Source organism: Pseudomonas sp. EA_35y_Pfl2_R111 (assembly GCF_963970955.1).
Taxonomy (GTDB): domain Bacteria; phylum Pseudomonadota; class Gammaproteobacteria; order Pseudomonadales; family Pseudomonadaceae; genus Aquipseudomonas.
This window is the reverse complement of sequence record NZ_CAXAOM010000002.1, coordinates 409,892-429,322: the sequence shown is the minus strand read 5'-3', so window position 1 is coordinate 429,322 and position 19,431 is coordinate 409,892. Positions and strand designations below refer to the sequence as shown.

Here is a 19,431-nt window from a genome sequence, read left to right as displayed (position 1 = left end):
GCTGGCCCTTAGTGCCGCAGCTTCAGCGCTTACTGTGACGAAAGAATTCATTGCGCTGCCCCCATGAGAGCCTGCTGAATCGCTTCGTATGCCTTCTGAATCGGAATGCCTGACCCATAGGTGCCATAGGTGATCGTCCCCGAGGAGTGCCCGGTGACCGCCTGTGCGAAAGCTACCGGAACCCCAGCGGCCTGCATGGAGGAGGCGAAGTGGTGTCTCAGTGAATGAAGTGTCTGGTCACCGCCAGCGACAGTCCCAAGGGCCTTCTGGATGCGCAGGTTAAGCACCTTGCTGGCTTTCCAAGGGGCAATGCCATGAGCAGAGGGCAGGGCGTTAGCCTCGACAGCCTGAAGGAATGCTCCAAGGTCGAACCCAAGGGCACCATCTACAAGCGGGACCATGCGGGCGCTGTGTTTGTTCTTGATCGACTTACCGGGATCGTTTTCGTTGATGTCGATACACCAGAGCCCATCGACCTGTTTGATGTCGGCCTTGGTCAGGTAGGCAATCTCTCCGACACGAGCCCCTGTGATGATCGCCAAGGACAGCGCCCAGCGCTCCCAGGAGTCAGCCGGCAGAGTCCCGGTGTGCTCCATCAGGGTAATCGCCTGGGGCCGTGTGAACGCTTCCCGCTTGCTCTCTGCGTCCTTGGTGATCTTCAGCTTCGATGCATAAGCCTTAGCCAGCTTGTCGTTATCGACTGCCCAGGTCAGCACTGTGGTCAGCTTCTGAATCAAGTTGTTTACGGTGGACTCTGCACGACCCTCAAGGAGCTTTGCCCGAAGAGCTGTTAGGTCCTCCCGCGTGTGTTTCCTCAGGTCAGACACGCCGATGGCCATGAAGGCTTCACTGATGACCTTGTAATTGGTCAGCATGGATTTCCGGGTGTTGGGCTTAAGGTTAATGCCACGCTCGGCCATGTAGAGGTCAGACAGCGAGTCCCAACTAAGCGGTTCCTTAGTGGGTCCTACAGATAGGGACGGGGAAGCAAGGACTTGGCTATCACTGGCGCCTCTTTCATTGAGTTGGTCAATGATCTCTACAAGTGCGTCTGGCTGACCATGCAGGCGGGCTTGGGCGGCCCTGAGTATCTGCTGGCCGACACCTAATGCGCGCTGCTGGTCCACATTCAGGGATGCCTTAGCGCTTCCTTGAGCCAGGGCAGACCTAACTTCGTCGTAGATCATGCTGTAGGCAATCAACGACTCATCACCGTGTGCCATCGACAGGCATTCCTCAGCGATCACGATAAGCTGCGCCTTCAGCTCGTCCCAGGTTGCTTGAGGCTGATCGAGGTGAAAGACGGCGAGAGCCCGGAGGATGTCCTTCGAGAGTTCCATTGCAGTGGTCCGGTCAGTAGTGCGAAGAGAGAGGGTGAAGGTGACGAACGGTCGGCCTTTGGGGCGGAAGCGGAGGTAATAGCGTCCGTTGCGTCTGTAGTGCCAAGGCTTCGCCAGTTGGGTGGCCAGTTTGGGCGGGGCGTTTTCTAACAGATTTCTAACGCTTTTGGCATGCTGCTGAGTGGTCATCGTCTGGAACCCTTGAATTTATGGGGTTCCTTTCCTTCAAGAGGGATTGCAACAAAACCTTGCGACCATGGTGCAGGCATCGCAGCAAAAAGGTGCCAAGGTGCTGATCCTGGGTATGCAGCTACCACCGAATTACGGTGTGCGTTACACCACGGCGTTCGCTGAGGTGTTCCCCAAGGTGGCGCAGGAGTACGACACTGCCCTGGTGCCTTTCGTGCTGGAAGGCGTAGGTGGCGTGCCTGCGATGATGCAGAGCGACGGTCTTCACCCTGCTGCCGTAGCGCAACCCAAGCTGCTGGATAACGTCTGGCCGACCCTAAAACCTTTGCTCTGACAGGCTTTTCTGTAACCTGCCTTTCGGCTAATGTGGCGGCCCCGCACTGGAGCCCTCAATGCCGCGCCCTGCCTGGTCCTTGCATGCTTACCAACTGATCGAGCCAGACGAGCAGCTTGACCTGTTCGCCTGCCGAGAAGTGCGCGTGCATCTATTGGTGCGTCAGCTCGAGTTGGGACAGTTTGCCGATCGAACGTTATGCGGGGGGTTATTGCCCGCTCAACCGGTGTGGCGCGATCTGGATAAGACGATGCTGCGTGATAAGCGTTTATGTCCGGCGTGTCGGGCAACCCTTGAGGCGCAGAAGCGCGGTGATCGTCCAGCATTACCGGGGCGTTGAGCTATCCAAGCCGCTGATCAATCGGTGTACAATCGCCGCTTACATTTACCAACCATTTTCGTCAGGAATATCCGGATGTTGTCGCGTGCCCTTGCCGTCACCCGCTGCCTGCCGCTTGCCGCTCTCTTCGCGGTAGCGTCTGCCAATGCGCTTGAATTTCCTTTGCCGCCGCCGGGCGAGGATATCGTTGGCGAAGTGCAGGTGATCCAGGCCAAGTATGAAGATACCTTCGCCGATCTTGGGGTGGTCAATGATCTGGGGTATCTGGAAATGGTCGTGGCCAATCCAGGTGTTGATGCGTGGTTGCCGGGTGAAGGTACCGAGATCATTTTGCCGACTCGCTATATCCTGCCGCCTGGCCCGCGTGAGGGGGTGGTGATCAATCTCGCCGAGTACCGTCTGTACTATTACCCAAAAGGGCGTGATGTGGTTTACACCTATCCGTTGGGTATTGGACGTGAGGGCTGGAGCTCGCCGGTTGCCGATGCGCGCATTACTGCCAAGACACCGAACCCGGGCTGGACGCCGCCGAAATCGATTCTTGCAGAGCATGCGGCTGCAGGTGATCCGTTGCCAGCTTATGTACCGCCAGGCCCGGATAATCCACTGGGGCCCTACAAGCTTGGCCTGTCAGTGCCGGGTTACCTGATTCATGGTTCAAACAAGAAATTCGGTATCGGTATGCGGGTTAGCCATGGCTGCTTCCGTATGCTCAACCACAACGTACTGAAGTTGGCTTCGATGGTTTCTGTGGGCACCTCGGTGCGCATTATCAACGAGCCTTACAAGTTTGGCCGCAGTGGCGGTAAGGTCTATTTGGAGGCACATGCACCGCTGGATGATTCCGGTGATGCTTCGGTCGTCGATAAGCACACCGCAGTGATCAATGCGCTGCTGAAAAATGATCAATTCGCTGATCTGCGTCTGGATTGGGACATGCTGCGTGAAGTGGTAGCTGCTGAAGATGGTTTGCCGGTTGAAATTGTTCAACCTGATCAGGTTATGGTGGCGACTGAGCCTGCTATCTGACTTTCGTTTGTTTCAAAAACCCGTTATGCGTAATCGCTGACGGGTTTTTTATTATCAATTCATTGGCTGGTAATTCTTTTTTTGGCCAATAAAAAAGCCGACCCAGAAACTGGGCCGGCTTTTCATAGCCTTGTGAGCTATTACTTGCGGCTGGCTTTTTCCAGCATACGCAGAGCGCGCTCATTGGCTTCGTCAGCAGTTTGCTGAGCCTTCTGAGCAGCGGCCATAGCGTCATCAGCCTTGCGGTAGGCTTCGTCAGCACGGGCTTGAGCGCGAGCAGCTGCATCTTCAGTTGCAGTCAGGCGAGCTTCAGTTTCTTTGGACATGCTGCTGCAACCGGTAGCCAGAACTGCGGCCAATGCCAGAGCAGAGAATTTCAGAACGTTGTTCATCGTGTTCCCCTTGAGGTGGAGTTTTTCCATAAAAGCAATTTCCTGATAGTAGGAAATTAGCCGGCGTACATACTACCTGTAACTTGTAGTAAGTAAACGGAGGCAAGGCAAGCCGTGCAGTTTTTTTTCTATTTGCTCTACTGTTGCCTGAATGTGGTTCATTTTTTGGTTAAAAAACAGTCAGTTCTGGGGTGGCTGGCAGCTCTTTGCGCAGTGTGTTCTGTCACTTTGATAAGTAGTCGAAATTCTCACGTGTGATTTATTAAAGAACGCTGGATCTATATGCATTGCTCAGACGTGCAAGGCTTGGGTTACGCACGCGTTGAAATGCCTCTGCCTGTGACCTAAGCCATTGATTCGCGTGGCCTCGCAGGTTTTGGCCTGATAAGCTCATGACAATTGGCTACAACTAAGCAGGTACAAGACGCTGTAACCCGTTGCTGAAAGCCAAGGGCGGGTTGCATGAGTTGATAGAGGAGTTGCGATGAGCGAGGCGTTGTCCATTCACCATGACCTGGCAGGCCATCAATTCGAGACCACTGTGGATGGTGATCGGGCGTACCTGGCATATATGGATCTCGGGAAGCAAACCCTGGATATCTATCGCACCTTTGTGCCCAATTCGTTACGTGGGCGTGGGATTGCAGCGGAGTTGACCGAGCATGCCCTGCAGTATGCCGAGCGGCTGGGCTATACGGTGATTCCTTCGTGCTCCTACGTCGAGCGTTATATGGTGCGCCGTCAGCGCCCTGCGGATAAGAGCTGAGTGATGCGCAAAAGAAAAAGGCCAGTCAATGACTGGCCTTTTTTATATCTGTTCTTACATCATCGGTATCAGATTTTGGTGATTAGATTGCCGGCATGCAGGCCGCACTCTTTCTGCGTGGCTTCCTCCCACCACCAGCGGCCTTCGCGCTCGTGCTGATTCGGCAGTACTGGGCGCGTGCAGGGCTCGCAACCGATGCTGATAAAGCCGCGTTCATGCAGGCCGTTGTAGGGCAGTTCCAGCATGCGGATATAGGCCCAGACGTCTTCGCTGCTCATCTGCGCCAGCGGGTTGAACTTGTACAGGGTGTTGTCGGCAGTAGAAAAGGCACCGTCGATTTCTACCACGGCAACCTGGCTGCGTGTGCCCGGGCTCTGGTCACGGCGCTGGCCGGTGGCCCAGGCCTTTACGGTGGCAAGCTTGTGGCGTAGCGGGGCTGTCTTGCGGATGCCGCAGCACTCGCCATGGCCATCCTTGTAGAAGCTGAACAGGCCTTTCTCCTTGACCATCGCTTGCAGTGCTGCGGCGTCGGGGCTGAGTACTTCGATGCTAATGCCGTAATGCTCGCGTACCTGGTCGATAAAGCGGTAGGTCTCGGGATGCAGGCGGCCGGTGTCGAGGCTGAAGACCTTGACGTTTTTGTTGAGCTTCCAGGCCATATCCACCAGTACCACGTCTTCGGCACCGCTGAAGGAAATCCACAAATCGTCGCCAAAATGTTCGAAGGCAAGTTTGAGAATGTCCTGTGGCGATTTGTTGGCGTAAGTTGCCGCCAGCTCGGCTACATCGAAGGGGTGGCTCATCGGGCTGAATTCCTAGTTATGGTGACGTCAGGCGTCTTGTGTGGCGATGGTAGCAAAAGCCGGTTATGCGACTAAATAACCAAGTGCGGCGTTAGACCTGTATTTGGGCATAAGCCCCTGCATTGCAGAGCTGGAGGGGAGTCGCTAGAGTGCCGCCTCTCAAAAAATAAATCCAAGCTAGGAGTGTCCTGTGGAAATCGCGTGTCTCGACCTGGAAGGCGTATTGGTCCCGGAAATCTGGATCGCCTTCGCGGAAAAAACTGGCATCGAATCACTGAAAGCGACCACCCGGGATATTCCGGACTACGACGTGCTGATGAAGCAGCGCCTACGCATTCTGGACGAGCATGGCTTGAAGTTGTCCGATATCCAGGACGTGATCGCCACCCTCAAACCTCTGGAAGGCGCGGTGGAATTTGTCGATTGGCTGCGCGAGCGTTTCCAGGTGGTGATTCTTTCCGACACTTTCTACGAGTTCTCCCAGCCGCTGATGCGACAGCTAGGTTTCCCGACTCTGCTATGCCACAAGCTGATCACCGATGAAACGGATCGGGTGGTGGATTACCAACTGCGCCAGAAGGACCCCAAACGCCAGTCGGTCATTGCGTTCAAAAGCCTTTACTATCGCGTGATTGCGGCGGGTGACTCGTATAACGACACCACCATGCTCAGCGAAGCCCACGCCGGCATCCTGTTCCATGCGCCGGACAACGTGATTCGCGAGTTCCCGCAGTTTCCTGCGGTGCACACTTATGAAGATCTCAAGCGTGAGTTCCTCAAGGCGTCCAACCGCGAGCTGAGCCTGTAATCAGGCCGGTATTGAAAAGCCCGCTCAGTTGAGCGGGCTTTTTTGTGGCCTGCCATCCATGGCGGCCACCCTTCGGGCCGTCGCCCAGGTCAGTCGCAGAACTGCTCCAAGGTATCCAGCAGCACTTTGACCTTGGTAATCGACTCTTGGTATTCAGCCTGGCCGTTGGAGTCTGCAACGATACCTCCGCCCCCCCAGCAGCTTATCTGCCCGTCCTTGGCCAGCAGACTGCGGATGGCGATTGAGCTGTCCATTTCCCCGCGCACATCCAGATATAGCAGCGAGCCGCAATACAGCGCGCGGCGGGTTGGTTCGAGTTCGTCGATGATTTGCATGGCGCGGATTTTCGGCGCGCCGGTAATTGATCCGCCGGGGAAGCTGCCGGCGATCAGGTCCAACGCATCCTTGTCAGCTGCCAGTTCGCCGGTTACGACGCTGACCAGATGGTGCACGTTGGGGTAGCTTTCCAGGGCGAAAAGTTCCGGCACTCGCACCGAGCCGACTTGGCAGCTACGGCCCAGATCATTGCGCAGCAGGTCGACGATCATCAGGTTTTCCGCGCGGTCTTTATGGCTGTCTAGCAGGGCATCGGCTTGCGCTTGGTCTTGCTCAGGGTCGGCGTGTCGTGGGCGAGTGCCTTTGATTGGTCGTGTTTCCACTTGGCCTGCGCTGATACGTAAGAAACGCTCAGGCGACAGGCTGATGATCGCACCGCCTCCTGGCAACGTTTGATAACCCGAAAATGGCGTTGGGCAGGCGGCGCGCAAGGCTTGGTAAGCAGTCCATGGCGAGCCCTGATAGCCCGCGCGAAAGCGCTGAGCAAAATTCACCTGATAACAATCACCGGCCTGGATATATGCCTGAATGCGCGCAAAGCACTGCTGGTACTCGGCTTCGCTAATGTCGGCTTGAAAATGCGTCAGCAGCCTGAAGGGTTGCGGCGCGGGGGCAGCCGGCAAAGTGAACAGGTCAGTCAGACGTTGCCGTTCGGCGGCATCCAGGCTTGGGTGAAATATCAGTTGGCTGCGTTGCTGCTGGTGATCGCTGATCAGCGCCCAGGGGTAAATGCCAAAGCGGGCGTCGGCCAGATCGAGATCGTCGATGGCCTGAGCCGGCAGCTGTTCCAGTCTGCGGCCGAAGTCGTAACTCAGGTAGCCAATCAGCCCGCCGACGAATGGGAGCGGATTATCCGCCGGTGGCTGGCACTCGCCTAGGCTTGCAAGGCTCTGGCGCAGGCGTTGCAGGAAAGCTTTGGCCGTTTCGTCAGGCGTCGGCGCCAACTCTGCCAATGGCCAGGCGCTGATAAGGTCATAGCGTCCACGCTGCGCAGTTGGCCGCCCGGCATCCAGTAGAACGGCGCCGGGTGCATGCATGACGCAGCTGAAGTAACGCGAAGGGTCTGCAAGGTAGGGCAGAGCCTGTACAAGGCAAGTAGGCATATGACACTTTCGAGGGTGCGCGGATGCCGATTGTAGAACGTCGCCAACATTCATCCTAGAGCTTGCGCATGGGTTTACTCGGGATGCTGCCGCTCATTAGTATGGAAAGGTCCCCGGATGTTCGATCTGTCTCATAAAACAATAATTACTATGGGATCAAAGCCATGGATGAAGTAATGGATCCTGCCGCTGGTAGCCTTTTGCGCGCAAAACTGATGCCGCCTCAGGCTTCTACGGAATATCTGGTCAGGCCGCAGCTTGACGCTGCCTTGTGCGCCAACACCCATGCGCGCGTGCTTCTATTGGCTGCCCCGGCTGGCTTTGGCAAAACCAGTGCGTTAGCCGCGTTGGCCCACTCCCGTGAACAGAGTGGCCAAGCGGTGGCCTGGCTATCGCTCGGCCCTGGCGATGACGAGCCTTCGCGTTTTCTGCTGCAACTGACCGAGGCGCTTTCCCGTCAGTTGCCGGGTTTTGGCGCAGAAGCTCTGGCTTATCTGCAGAACACCATGCGTGTGCCGGTTTCTGCAGTCATGGAAAGCCTGTTAGTGGAACTGGCGCAGCTGGAAACCACGCTGCTTCTGGTGCTCGATGACCTGCACTTGATCCAAGACGCCGAGCTGCTTAGCGCGCTCAATCGCCTGATTAGATTTGCCCCCGACGGTTTTACCCTGGCTATCGGCAGTCGCTCACAGCCGGCGCTGAACCTGGCCACCCTGCGCGCCAAAGATCTGCTGGTGGAGATCGGTGAGCAGGAATTGCGCCTGAGCAAGGCGGAAACCCGCGATTACCTGCAACGTTGCGGTCTGCAACTAGACGCCGTGGCATTTTCTGCGTTGTACAGCCAGACCGAAGGCTGGATGGTCGGTGTGCATCTGGCCAGCCTGTGGTTACGCCATCAGCCCCAGGCTGCCGCACAGATTGCCGATATGGGCACCGACCAGGCGGCGGTGGGTGCCTACCTGCTGCGCAGTGTGTTCGAGCAGCTGCCGGCCGATAAGCAGGAGCTATTACTGGCTCTGGGTGTGGCTCAGCAGCTCAGTGGTGACCTGGCCAATGCCCTGACAGGGCGGCATGACGGCCAGCAGCTGCTGGAAGAGCTGGAAGCCATGCAGCTGTTCCTCTTGCCGCTGGACCGTGAACGGCAGTGGTATCGCTTTCACAACCTGTTCGCCGAATTCTTGCGCGGCCGCCTGAAAGAGCGCGACCCCGAGCGTTTCAAACAGCTGCATTTCAATGCCAGCCTGTGGTTCACCAACCACCATATGCAGAACCTGGCCATCGAGCATGCCTGTCTGGCCGAAGACCCGGAAATGCTCGCGGCGTTGGTCGACGGTTGCGGCCTGGAACTGATCAATCGTGGCCAGCTCAACCTGATCTACAAATGGCGTCAGCACGTGCCGGACGAGATTGCCGAGCGCTTTCCGGTGTTGGTGCTCGCCGATGTCTGGACTCGCGCCGCCGAGCTGGGCCTGGTGGAAGCCAACCGCATGCTTGATGAGCTGCTTGAGCGTTGGACTGAAGCGAAGCCCGGTGCGCCGTTGAGCGACAAGCTGCTGGCGACCTTGGCGATCAAATCAGTTATCGCCTTGCAGAAGGATGATTTGCAGACCTGCATTACCCTGGCACGGCGGGTTGAAGTGCAGTTGGGTCAGCACACCGCCTTTCTTGAAGTGGCGATGCTGATTATCGGTGCACTGGCCAATGTGATGATCGGCCAGCCCGATCAGGCCAAACGTCTATTGGCCCTGGCGCAGCAGCGCAATCACTTTCTCGAAGGGCGCTACCTGGATATGCAGCTGGCCAATGTCGAGGTGTTGCTGTGCTTGGAACAAGGGCAGATCCGTCAGGCCGAGCTGCTGTTCGCGCAGCTGCGTGCGCGGGTTATTCCCTGGTTTGCCGATAGATCGCGGGCCCTGGCGCTGCCGACCATCACCGAAGCCCTGATCGCCTATAACCAGGGCCGCCTGGACGGTATCGAGGAACGCCTGCGTTGGGCGCTGGCCACGGTTGACGTGATCAATCCGATCGATCTGTATGCCCAGGGCATGTTGTGCATGGCCCATGTGCAGCGCATGCAGGATAACTCCAAGGATGCTTACGCCAGTCTGGTGCTGATGCAGAACCTCGCTGCACGCAACCAGTCCTGGCGTTTTTACGCCCAGGCGGTGGCCGATGAGGTGGTACAGATTCTCCAGGAGCCAGCGGCGGACCGGCTCAAGCGCGCCGAGCAAAGGCTCAAAACGGTGGATTGGAACAAGCTGGCCGAGCACTACCAGCATATGCGCTTCAACCCGGTGCTATGGGTGCGTGGTCTGACCCGTATTCGCTTGCAGCAGGCACGCGGCCATTACAGCGAAGCGTTGCATGAAATCACCCAATTGCGCGGTATGTTGCTGGATAACTGGCATGGCCTGCAGCGCCTGCGCCTCGACCTGCTGGCCGCGCTGAGTTATCAGCGCCTGGGCTATCAGGAGCGTGCGCAAAGCCTGTTGGTGCAATGTTTGATCGGCGCCGAGCGCGAGGGTGTGCGCAGCCTGTTCGTCGAGGAGGGCGAGGCTATTCGGCTGTTGTTGCAGCAACTGGAAGCCGCCGAACGCCAGCCCGCGCTGCAGGGGTTTATTCGCGGTCTGCTGGCCATCTGGCCGGGCAATAGCGCGCGGCAGTCGCTGGAGGTACTTGAGGAAGGGTTGACCGAGCGTGAGCGCGAGGTGGTCTGCCTGGCGGCTCAGGGCATGTCGAATGATGAGATCGGCCAACAACTGTCACTGGCCCTTGGTACGGTCAAATGGCACCTGCACAACATTTACGAAAAGCTCAAGGTGCGTAACCGCACGCAAGCTATCCGTCGCGCCCGTGAACTGAGTCTTCTAGACCATGAATAGCCAATCGATGCCCCGCAAGGGCAAATTGCCGTTACTGCGCACCAAGCTGTTTCCTGCTGAATCTGCCGGTCGTCCTTTGCTGGCTCGTTCTGCCTTGCTCGACCGCTTATTCAATGCCCGTGAGCAGCGCCTGATTTTGCTCAGCGCGCCGGCCGGTTTTGGCAAGAGCACGGTGCTTAGTCAGTTTCGTCTGCGTTTGCTGGAGACCGGTGCGCGGGTGGCCTGGTTATCCTGCGATGAAGCCGACAGCGAACCGCAACGTCTGCTGCACTACCTGATCGCGGCCATTGAGGCGCAGCTGCCGGGCTTTGGCGCGAGCACCGCACGCCTGTTGCGTGATGACCTGAGCGTGCCAAATGAGCTGCTGCTGGATTCGTTTATTGGCGACCTGAAGAGGGTTCAGGGCGACCTATACCTAATCTTCGATGACTTTCACCGGGTGCGGCATGCGGAGCTGGGGCCGCTGGTCAGTTACTTCGTCAAACAAGTGCCAGCCAATGTGCGGATGATTGGTAGCACCCGCTATAACCCGCGCTTTCTCGATGAACAGCCGGTCGTTACGCCCTGGGCGTTGTGGGTCAAGGCCGATGAGCTGCGCCTCACTCGGAGTGAGACCGAAGCCTATTTCCACGAACTCAAGCAGTTACAGCTGAGCGGTGCCGAGCTGGATTTGCTGCACCGGCGTACCGAGGGTTGGATTACTGCCCTACACCTGGTGGCGCTGGCGTTGGCGCGGCACCCCGAGCGCACCGCCTTTCTCGCTGGGCTGTCCGGGACCGAGCGCAATATTGCCGATTACCTGGCAGAGGACGTGCTGGATCATCTGCCGCAGGATCAGCAGCTGTTTCTTGACCAGACCTCGGTGCTCGATGAGTTCAATGCCGAGTTGTGCAACGCCCTGACCGGTCGCACAGATGGCGAGCAGATGCTCAAGCGTCTGCAGACCGCTCAGCTGTTTATCATCGCGCTGGACGAGCAGGGTGAATGGTTTCGCTATCACCATCTGTTTGCCGAGTTCCTGCAGGGCCGCCTGAGTCGTGCCGGTGACCCGACCCATCTGTTGCACGCTGCTGCTCGTTGGTGCGAAAGCCATGAGCTGACCGATAAATCAGTCAAGTACGCCTTGCGCGCGCGTGACTACGCCTTTGCCGCCGAGCTGCTGGAACGCCAGGGCGCAACGCTGATTGCCGGCAATCAGGTGTACGGCATTCTGGCGATCCTCAAGGATGTGCCGTCAGAGGTGATTCGCGAGCACCCGGTGTTCCAGATTTTCTACGCCTGGCAGCTGGCCTTCGAGCAGAAATACGCCGAGGCCGAGGCGCTGATCGAGGAGGTCAGCACGCGCCTGATGCAGGGGCGTGGCAAGCCGATGCACTTTGGTCTGGCGGTGCTGTTGGCTGTGGCGCAAGTGCTCAAGGCGCTGGTGCTGCTGTATCAGGACAAGCTGGAGGCCGCCTTGAAGGTGGCGCGGCACTGGCTGGCGCTGGTGCCGGATAACCAGCCGATTTTCCGCGCCAGCATGTCCTGTATTCAGGCCGCGGCCTATGCGCTACTGGGCGAGTTCGGCGATGCGGCCAAGTCGATTGCGGTGGCGCGCGACAATCTGGAGCAGGCCGACAGTGAGTACCTGCACGCGGTGGTCAGCCTGATCGAAGCCTTGATCTGCAAGGAGATGGGTCAACCTGAGCGTGGCCGCGCTTTGGCGGAAACTGCGCGGGCTCGGGTCGAGCAGGTGTTCGGCCGCCGTAGCCGGGTCGGCGGTCCGCTGGCCCTGGCCTATGCCGACCTGCTATATGAGCAGGATCGCCATGCGGCGATTCTTGCCGAGTTGCCGCTGGCGACCACCTGGCGCGATGTGGCCACGCCGATTGAGTTGATCAGTCGCGGCAAGCTGGTCATGGCCAAGGCGCGTTTCTTTGCTGGCGAGGGCGAGTCGGCTCTGGCGGAGCTGGATGAATGGCTTGCGGGTTTGCATGGCCCAGGCTATGAGCGGGTCTACGCACTGGGCATGAGCTGTAAGGTGCAATTCCTGCTCTGGCTAAGGAAGCCCAACGAAGCCGAGCGCACCTGTCTACAGTTGCAGCGCCATCTGGCGGTATTGCCGCCGGGCCGCTATGCCGATGCGGAAACCGTGCAGGTCTTGTCTGAAGCACGTCTGGCTTTATCTGAACGCCGTGCTGACAAGGCGCAAGCGGTACTTGAGGCGTGCCTGGCCAAACAGACGGCCGAGCATCAGCGCGATCGGCGCCTGCGTCTTTCCTTGTTACTTTCTGTGGCGTACTGGCGCAAAGGTAACAGCGACAAGGCGTTTGCATTGCTCAAAACTACGCTTGAAGACGCCTGGGCTAGCGGCTATCGGCGCATGTTTCTCGATGACGCACTCTGGCTACTCCCGCTCTGGGACGCCTGGCACAGTGCCGAACCCAAGCGCGCCAGCGCCTGGCATGGGCTGGCCGAGCAACTGCGTGAACAATGCCGTCGGTTATCGATTGATCTAGAAACTTTCGATGAAAATCAAGATGTTAGTCATCGTGAGCGAGAAATTCTGCGCTTTGTTGCGGCCGGTTTGTCGAACCGCGATATCGCCCAGGCGGTGCATTTGTCAGAGGCCACGATCAAATGGCATCTGCACAACCTGTTCGCCAAGCTGGGCGTACGCAGTCGTACCCAAGCGGTTTTGAAGGGCAAGAGTCTGGGTTTGCTGAGCGAGGCCTGAGGTTTTGCTGCCTGATTTGCGCCAGATGGGCGCTCCATCCCTTGGATGGGCTGGCAGCCAGGGCTTGCACCAGTAGTTTTAGCGTCAGGACGAGAAGCATGGTGCTTCACGATTCCAAGCCTGGCGCGAATAGGGAAGCAGTGTCAGACCTGGTGAGCGGCGCACGCCGCTGTAGCTGAGACGGACAGGAGTCCAGAGCAGCCTGCCGGGGACAACCCATAAGTGAACTGTGGAGACAATAACAATGAAAACCCTCAAGCAATTGGCCCTCGCCACCGCTGTTCTGGCTGTTCCTTTCATGGCTCAGGCTGAGCTCAAGGCCATGGATGACACTGCTCTGGCAACCGTAACCGGTCAGGATGGCATCAGCATTTCCGGTAGCTTCAACGGCACCATCGGTAGCCTGGTCTACACCGATGGCGACACTAACGGCGGTTCGCTGCGCATGGAAACCGTCTCCTTCACTGGCTTCAACATTGACGACAACGCTCCGGTCATGGTTGACGTGGTCACCAACGGCAGCGGTACCCAGCAACTGCAAATCAGCCTGCCGACCATCACCGGTCAGCTGAGCGTTGGTGCCATCAAAATCGGTGACAGTAGCGCCGCGAGCATCGGCTCCCTGGCTGTTAACGACATGAACATGGCCGGCACCACGGTAAAAGTCTGGGGCCACTAAGTTCGCTTAGTAGTTCCGTGTGATGAAGAGCCTTACCGGCTTAGGCGGGTAGGGCTCTTCCCTTGCCGGATAGGAGTGCGGTTGGCTGATGATCGAGATTCTGCTGGGCAGCCTGATCGGCGTGTGGGGCTTTACCGAGGCGGTGGATACCAAACCGCCGGCACCGGGCACCGTGCATATCAATCAGCATCTGTTGCCGAATGGGCCCTTGCGCGAGACGGTGACGCTAGAGCCAATGAGCCAGTTGCAGTTTCGCAATGTGATTCGTCAGGCCTATGACTACAGCTGCGGTTCGGCTGCCTTGACCTCTCTGCTGGATTATTTCCTCGGTCGTAACCTGCAGGAGCGCCAGGTGATGGAGGGCCTGTTGCAGTTTGGCGAGGCCGACAAGATCGTTGAGCGACGCGGTTTTTCCCTGCTCGATATGAAGCGGTTTGTTACGGCGCTGGGTTACAAAAGCGGTGGATTTCGCGCGGCCTTTGCTGATCTCGACGCGCTCGAGCACCCGGCCATCGTGCCAATCGAATATGCCGGTTTTAAACACTTTGTGGTGGTGCGCGATGTGCACAACGATCACGTATTTGTGGCGGATCCGGCACTCGGCAATATCAGTTTTACCCGTACGCGTTTCGAGGAAATCTGGGATCAGAACGTGCTGTTCGTGATTTTCCCCAACGGCAATGAGCCGCCGAATGCCCTGGCCTTGAGCGAGCAGGATTTGCGCATCATTGATGACCGAACCATCAGCTTGCTGGCATTTCGCGAGTTTCCACAGATGACCAAATTCACCGAGAACCAAGCCACAGAGCTGGGTTCAGACGGCGATATTCGCTATATCCGACGCAAGTAAAACGCCCGGCATAACAATAAATATTTGGGGGCTGCGCCATGAGAGTTTTGCATTATGTATGGCTGGCCATGCTGGCAGGAGCTGCCAGTTCAGCGGTGTTTGCCGACGATCCGGCTTCGGTCGACCAGGCACGTGAAGCATTGAGCAAGCAGGAAGACGATGCCGATAGCGCCAAGGCGCTGGAGGAAGTGTTTCAGGCTGCGGAAAAAAGCTACACCTTGCTGAAAAAGGGCGAGCGAACCCTGACCTATGGTTTCGATTACTCGCTGCTGCGCGATACGGTGATCGAGACCGTGCGCACCGGCAATAACGTATTCAGTGTGATTGGCCAGAGTGAGGCTCAGCACACCTTTACCAACTCGTTCACCTTCGACTACGGCGTGTGGGACAACCTGACCTTCAGCGTGCGTCTGCCCATGGTCGCCAAGTACGACACCGAACGTGATCTGGATGCCTACAGCCTGGGCGATGTCTCTGCCAGCCTGCGCTGGCAGCCCTGGACCTCGTTGCGTGGCAAGCCGGTGACCACCCTGTATGCGACCCTTGGTTTGCCAACGGGTAACAGCCCCTACGACATCAATAGCGGGAGCGATCTGTCTACGGGCAGTGGCACCTACAGCTTGGGTGTTGGCGCGAATATGTCCTACGTGATTGACCCCGTCGTGTTATTTGGCTCCGTTGGTTACACCTACAACATGCCCATCACCGGCATTGGCCAGGTGCGTGGCGGCCGCTTGCTCGAAGAAGTCGACCCTGGTTCGTCATTCTCCCTGAGCATGGGTTTTGCCTATGCACTGTCCTATGACGTATCGCTGGCGACTTCTTATCAGATGTCGCATTCGTTGAAGCCTACCTTCACCTTTGCCGATGGCGAGGCTGAGGGTCGTGGACAGACCAGTGCGGTGATGAATTTCTCGCTGGGCTTGCGTACATCGCCGGAGCGCATCGTCAACGTCAACGCCGGTTTCGGTATGACCGAAGATTCGCCAGATGTGCTGTTGGGCATCTCCATGCCTTTGGATATCAAAGGCCTGAAGGCCCAATAGACGCGAGCGAACCTTCCTATGAACACGCGAATTTCGCTGCTCACGCAGGCGATTTTTTGGGCAGCCTCGCTCTGCTGCGGGCTCGCCCAGGCCCAGCTGGCGCAAAACCTGACAATTGGCAGCCCCAAGGCCATGGCATTAGGCAACGCGGTAACCGCCGATTTCACCGGTATCGATGCGGTGCATTACAACCCGGCAGCCCTGAGCAAACTCAAGGGCCGGCAAACAACGGTCAAATTCATTACCGGGATGATGGACATTCGTGCTGACTTTGATGCGCCTGATGGTTATGGCGGCAATTTTCTGGGCCTGGATAACGATTCGGTGGCTAATTCGTCCAGTCGAGCAGGTGCGGCGATGATGTATCTGCCGGGTGTTGGGGGCGCAACCGAGTTGCCGATGCTGTTTGCGCCACTGGCCGGGCTGTCCATCACTCCACCGGGTTCAAAACTGACCTTCGCCACCAATATGTACACGCCCCAAGCGCTTGGCTTTGCCCGTGATGATGACGATCCAGGACGCTATCAGGGTAAGGAGTTGGTGATTCAGCGGCTGACTTATTTCTCACCTTCGCTGGCGTATCAAGTCAACGATGAGTTGTCGGTGGGGCTGTCTATCGGTTTTTCGCATCAGGCCATGGCGCTTAATCAGGACTTTCGTGCGCCGGGCATTCTCACCGGTTTTGTCGGGGTGGCGCAGGAGGCGCTATGCATCGTTGACGGCAACCCGTTCGAAGTTTTCCTGAATATCTGTGGCGGGGAACTGGGGCCCTTTACCGACATCGCCAATATCGACATCGATATGCAGCAGACCCTTTCACCCACTTGGAACGTCGGTTTTCTCTGGGAGCCAAACGACTGGTTTGCCCTCGGTGCGGTGTATCAGAGCGAGGCCAAGATGCGTTTGAAAGGGCGCTATGTGGTGGACTATTCGGAGAATTGGCAGGGTTTCTGGCAGGGCCTGGATGGCTCGTTTATCGGTGCGGTGTTCAATACTCTGACTCCCGATGGCTTGTTTGATAAGGAACAGGGCAATGTTTCGTTGAACATGACCTACCCGGCGCACTTTGCCAGCGGTATCAAGTTCAAGCCGCATGAGCGTTGGCAGATCAACCTGGATGTGAAGTGGACCGACTACGCCGCCTGGGACAAATTCGAGCTGGAGTTCGATCGCCAGCTGGACATCTTGACCATCGCTAGCCTGTTCTCCCCGGAGAATGCCACGTCCACCAGCATCATTCTTGACCGCGGCTATGAGTCCGTCTGGAGCTGGGCCATCGGTGTCGAGTATCAAGTCAATGATCGCCTGAGCCTGCGTATGGGTTATGAGCCAAGGCCTTCAGCCATCCCTGGCGACAAGGCGGATGTTCTGGCGCCTTTGGGTGACGCCAAGCTCTATGGCCTAGGCCTGGGTTACCAGTGGGATAAGGACACAGTAATTGACCTGGGCTTCAACTACCTGGTCAGCAAGCAGGACATTCCGGCGCGCTCTAGCTGCAATATCAACTGCTCATCCATCGACAGCATGGTGTACAACCCCTATGCCGATTTGGATGTGAAAACCAGCGTCAAAGCCTATGTGTTGGCGTTGACCTACCGCACTACTTTCTAGGGTTCAGTCATGCGCATTGTGCTGATGCTGATGGGGTTTTTGGCGGCTACGCAGGCCAGTGCCAGCGGCCGCTACCTGACCTGGGTCGATGACCAGGGGCGGGTGCACAACAGCTTTGTCGACAATCGTTATATGGCCCATCAACGCACTGCTGCCGGCAATATACAGCGCAGCGATCAGGCACGGTTGAATGAGGGTGAGGCAGCGGTCTGGCCTGGTAGTAAGAGCAGTGGTGAAAGCAAGCGGCGCTATTTCACCTGGGTGGATGCCAGCGGCAATCTGCAGAACAGCTTCTACGCCGGCCAGCAGGTGCAGGCGGGTGGTAATGAGGTTCTTCTGGGCACTGGCGAGCGCTCCAGTTCCTATATCAGTTCTGACGTACTGGAAGGGCGCGATTTTGCCCGTGATGAGCAAGATGGCCGCTACTTTACCTGGGTGGATGAGCAGGGACGCATGCGTAACTCCAAGGTGCCGCCCAAGGGCGCCAAAGCGCCGACACCCACCTTGCACAATGCGCCGCTGACCCAGGGTAGGGAAGTGAGCTTTGACGCCAAACCACAAGCCTTGCCGGGGCTGGATGGGCAGCCCACTGCCGCTATGCAGGCTTTGCTGGCCGGAACTGAAGAGAAGGTTGAGGGGCGCTATCAGGCGTTAGTCGAGCGTTGCTGCGGGCAATTGAGTGAGGAGGATTTCACTCCCCTCAGTGCCGATGAGCCGCGTTATGAAGAGCTGAACCGTTTTTCCCCCAGCCTGGATTTCCCCATGGGCAAGAGCTATTACGCGGCCCTGAGGTTGCCCCGCTCGCAGTACGACTTCGGTTTGCGTATTCGCAGCTTTGCCAACAAACAGGTGGCTTATCCCTCTTTGTTGTTCCTCGATCAGGCCAAGCAGCCAACTCGCCTGGTCAGTGATGCGGTGTACCAGTTGCACGCGGAAACCTGGTACCGCTATGCCTTTATCGAAGGCACTGTGCCGGTGCGAGCGGCCGCCGGTGAGCACTATGTGCTGCTATTGACCACGGATGAAGATCGCAGCCTGCAAACGCTGGATAATAAACCGTTCAAGCGCCCCTTGCAGGCGTTGGCAGTCGATGAGGCAGGCATGCAGACCCATGCGCACAGCGATGAAGGCGCGTTTGAGCTGGCGATTGTGCGTTAGAAAATCAAACAGCCATAAAAAAGCCCGGACTCGTCCGGGCTTTTTTTTATTTATCGGCTCAATCAGATCTGCGCAATCGAGACGTGACCAAACAGCTCCTGCGAGAAGCGCACACGCTCTTCGGCGGTTTCGACGATGCCTTTTTTCTGCAGTTCGGCGATGCGGGCTTCGACGGCGTGGGCGCGGTGGGTGAGGCCACAGTCGTTGGCGATCTGGATGTTCAGGCCGGGACGGGCGTTGAGCTCGAGAATCAGCGGGCCTTTATCCTGGTCCAGCACCATGTCCACACCGATGTAGCCAAGGCCGCACAGCTCATAGCAACCCGCAGCGAGCTTCATAAAGCCGTCCCAGTTCGGCAGTTGCACGCCGTCCACCGCGTTAGTGGTGTCAGGGTGCTTGCTGATCTTGTTGTTCAGCCAGGTGCCGCGCAGGGTCACACCAGTGGCCAGGTCCACACCGACACCGATGGCGCCCTGGTGCAGGTTAGCCTTGCCGCCGGATTGGCGGGTTGGCAGGCGCAGCATGGCCATCACCGGGTAGCCCATCAGCACGATGATGCGGATATCCGGGACGCCTTCGTAGCTGATGCTTTTGAAGATCTGATCCGGGGTTACGCGGTATTCGATCAGCGCGCGATCGCGGTGCCCGCCCAGGGAGTAAAGGCCGGTGAGGATGCTGGAGATTTGATGCTCGATCTCCTCATGGCTGATGATCTTGCCCGAGACAGTTTTGTACTTTTCCTCGAAGCGATCGGCGATCACCAGGATGCCATCGCCGCCGGCGCCCTGGGCCGGCTTGACCACAAAGTCCGGGCGATCACCGATGATCTCGCGCAGCTTGTCGATGCCTTTTTCAGTCTCGATCACCCCGTACATCTCGGGTACATCGATACCGGCTTCGATAGCCCGCTCTTTGGTGATGATCTTGTCATCAACGATCGGATACAGGTGCCGTTTGTTGTACTTCAGCACATAGTCCGCGTTACGCCGATTGATGCCCATGATGCCTTTGGCTTCAAGGGCTTTCCACGTCTTGATCAGACCGAACAT

Annotated in this window: 16 protein-coding genes and 1 pseudogene; 12 read left to right on the top strand and 5 right to left on the bottom strand. The window is 57.7% G+C overall.

The window, feature by feature from the left end:
* Positions 1 to 47: 47 nt before the first annotated feature.
* Positions 48 to 1,529 (bottom strand): site-specific integrase, encoded by a 1,482-nt coding sequence (locus tag AACY25_RS10550; protein ID WP_339524380.1) that lies wholly within the window; start codon positions 1,527 to 1,529, stop codon positions 48 to 50.
* A 46-nt stretch (positions 1,530 to 1,575) separates the two neighbouring features.
* Here AACY25_RS10550 and AACY25_RS10545 point away from each other — a divergent pair.
* The 3 genes and pseudogenes from AACY25_RS10545 to AACY25_RS10535 form a co-directional block, all read left to right on the top strand.
* A pseudogene (locus AACY25_RS10545) lies at positions 1,576 to 1,863 on the top strand (arylesterase); the annotation flags it as partial.
* A 58-nt stretch (positions 1,864 to 1,921) separates the two neighbouring features.
* On the top strand, positions 1,922 to 2,203 hold the full coding sequence (locus tag AACY25_RS10540) for a hypothetical protein (protein WP_339524379.1): 282 nt from the start codon (positions 1,922 to 1,924) through the stop codon (positions 2,201 to 2,203).
* Between the two features lie 75 nt (positions 2,204 to 2,278).
* A complete protein-coding gene (locus AACY25_RS10535) occupies positions 2,279 to 3,232 on the top strand; it encodes a L,D-transpeptidase family protein (protein ID WP_339524994.1) in 954 nt (317 codons plus the stop codon).
* A gap of 140 nt (positions 3,233 to 3,372) precedes the next feature.
* Here the strand turns inward: AACY25_RS10535 and oprI are convergent, their stop codons facing one another.
* Positions 3,373 to 3,624 (bottom strand): outer membrane lipoprotei OprI, encoded by a 252-nt coding sequence (gene oprI / locus AACY25_RS10530; RefSeq protein WP_090242095.1) that lies wholly within the window; start codon positions 3,622 to 3,624, stop codon positions 3,373 to 3,375.
* 484 nt (positions 3,625 to 4,108) lie between these two features.
* Between oprI and AACY25_RS10525 the strand changes: the two genes are divergently transcribed.
* Positions 4,109 to 4,390, top strand: coding sequence for a GNAT family N-acetyltransferase (locus AACY25_RS10525; RefSeq protein ID WP_339410836.1), 282 nt, complete (start codon positions 4,109 to 4,111; stop codon positions 4,388 to 4,390).
* 68 nt (positions 4,391 to 4,458) lie between these two features.
* Here AACY25_RS10525 and AACY25_RS10520 read toward each other — a convergent pair whose 3' ends face one another.
* A complete protein-coding gene (locus AACY25_RS10520) occupies positions 4,459 to 5,193 on the bottom strand; it encodes a phosphoadenylyl-sulfate reductase (protein ID WP_339524378.1) in 735 nt (244 codons plus the stop codon).
* Positions 5,194 to 5,383: 190 nt separating this feature from the next.
* Here AACY25_RS10520 and thrH point away from each other — a divergent pair, with 190 nt between their 5' ends.
* Positions 5,384 to 6,001, top strand: coding sequence for a bifunctional phosphoserine phosphatase/homoserine phosphotransferase ThrH (thrH, locus tag AACY25_RS10515; RefSeq protein WP_339524377.1), 618 nt, complete (start codon positions 5,384 to 5,386; stop codon positions 5,999 to 6,001).
* Positions 6,002 to 6,090: 89 nt separating this feature from the next.
* Here the strand turns inward: thrH and pabB are convergent, their stop codons facing one another.
* A complete protein-coding gene (gene pabB, locus AACY25_RS10510; RefSeq protein WP_339524375.1) occupies positions 6,091 to 7,440 on the bottom strand; it encodes an aminodeoxychorismate synthase component I in 1,350 nt (449 codons plus the stop codon).
* A gap of 164 nt (positions 7,441 to 7,604) precedes the next feature.
* Between pabB and AACY25_RS10505 the strand changes: the two genes are divergently transcribed.
* The 7 genes from AACY25_RS10505 (at position 7,605) to AACY25_RS10475 (ending at position 18,382) form a co-directional block, all read left to right on the top strand.
* Positions 7,605 to 10,322 carry a LuxR C-terminal-related transcriptional regulator gene (locus AACY25_RS10505; RefSeq protein ID WP_339524374.1) on the top strand — a complete coding sequence of 906 codons (2,718 nt, stop codon included), beginning with the start codon at positions 7,605 to 7,607 and terminating at the stop codon, positions 10,320 to 10,322.
* Positions 10,315 to 13,038 carry a LuxR C-terminal-related transcriptional regulator gene (locus tag AACY25_RS10500; protein ID WP_339524373.1) on the top strand — a complete coding sequence of 908 codons (2,724 nt, stop codon included), beginning with the start codon at positions 10,315 to 10,317 and terminating at the stop codon, positions 13,036 to 13,038. Before AACY25_RS10505 ends, AACY25_RS10500 begins: the two co-directional genes overlap by 8 nt.
* A 244-nt stretch (positions 13,039 to 13,282) precedes the next feature.
* Positions 13,283 to 13,717, top strand: a complete 435-nt coding sequence (locus tag AACY25_RS10495) for a DUF6160 family protein (protein WP_339410844.1) — start codon at positions 13,283 to 13,285, stop codon at positions 13,715 to 13,717.
* Positions 13,718 to 13,805: 88 nt separating this feature from the next.
* The gene (locus AACY25_RS10490) at positions 13,806 to 14,567 is read left to right on the top strand and encodes a C39 family peptidase (protein WP_339410845.1); all 762 of its coding nucleotides are present in this window, start codon (positions 13,806 to 13,808) and stop codon (positions 14,565 to 14,567) included.
* A gap of 38 nt (positions 14,568 to 14,605) precedes the next feature.
* A complete protein-coding gene (locus AACY25_RS10485; protein ID WP_445262137.1) occupies positions 14,606 to 15,613 on the top strand; it encodes a transporter in 1,008 nt (335 codons plus the stop codon).
* 18 nt (positions 15,614 to 15,631) lie between these two features.
* The gene (locus AACY25_RS10480; RefSeq protein WP_339410846.1) at positions 15,632 to 17,224 is read left to right on the top strand and encodes an outer membrane protein transport protein; all 1,593 of its coding nucleotides are present in this window, start codon (positions 15,632 to 15,634) and stop codon (positions 17,222 to 17,224) included.
* 9 nt (positions 17,225 to 17,233) lie between these two features.
* Positions 17,234 to 18,382 carry a MalM family protein gene (locus tag AACY25_RS10475; protein ID WP_339524372.1) on the top strand — a complete coding sequence of 383 codons (1,149 nt, stop codon included), beginning with the start codon at positions 17,234 to 17,236 and terminating at the stop codon, positions 18,380 to 18,382.
* Positions 18,383 to 18,444: 62 nt separating this feature from the next.
* Here the strand turns inward: AACY25_RS10475 and AACY25_RS10470 are convergent, their stop codons facing one another.
* On the bottom strand, positions 18,445 to 19,431 hold the full coding sequence (locus tag AACY25_RS10470) for an alpha-L-glutamate ligase-like protein (protein WP_339524371.1): 987 nt from the start codon (positions 19,429 to 19,431) through the stop codon (positions 18,445 to 18,447).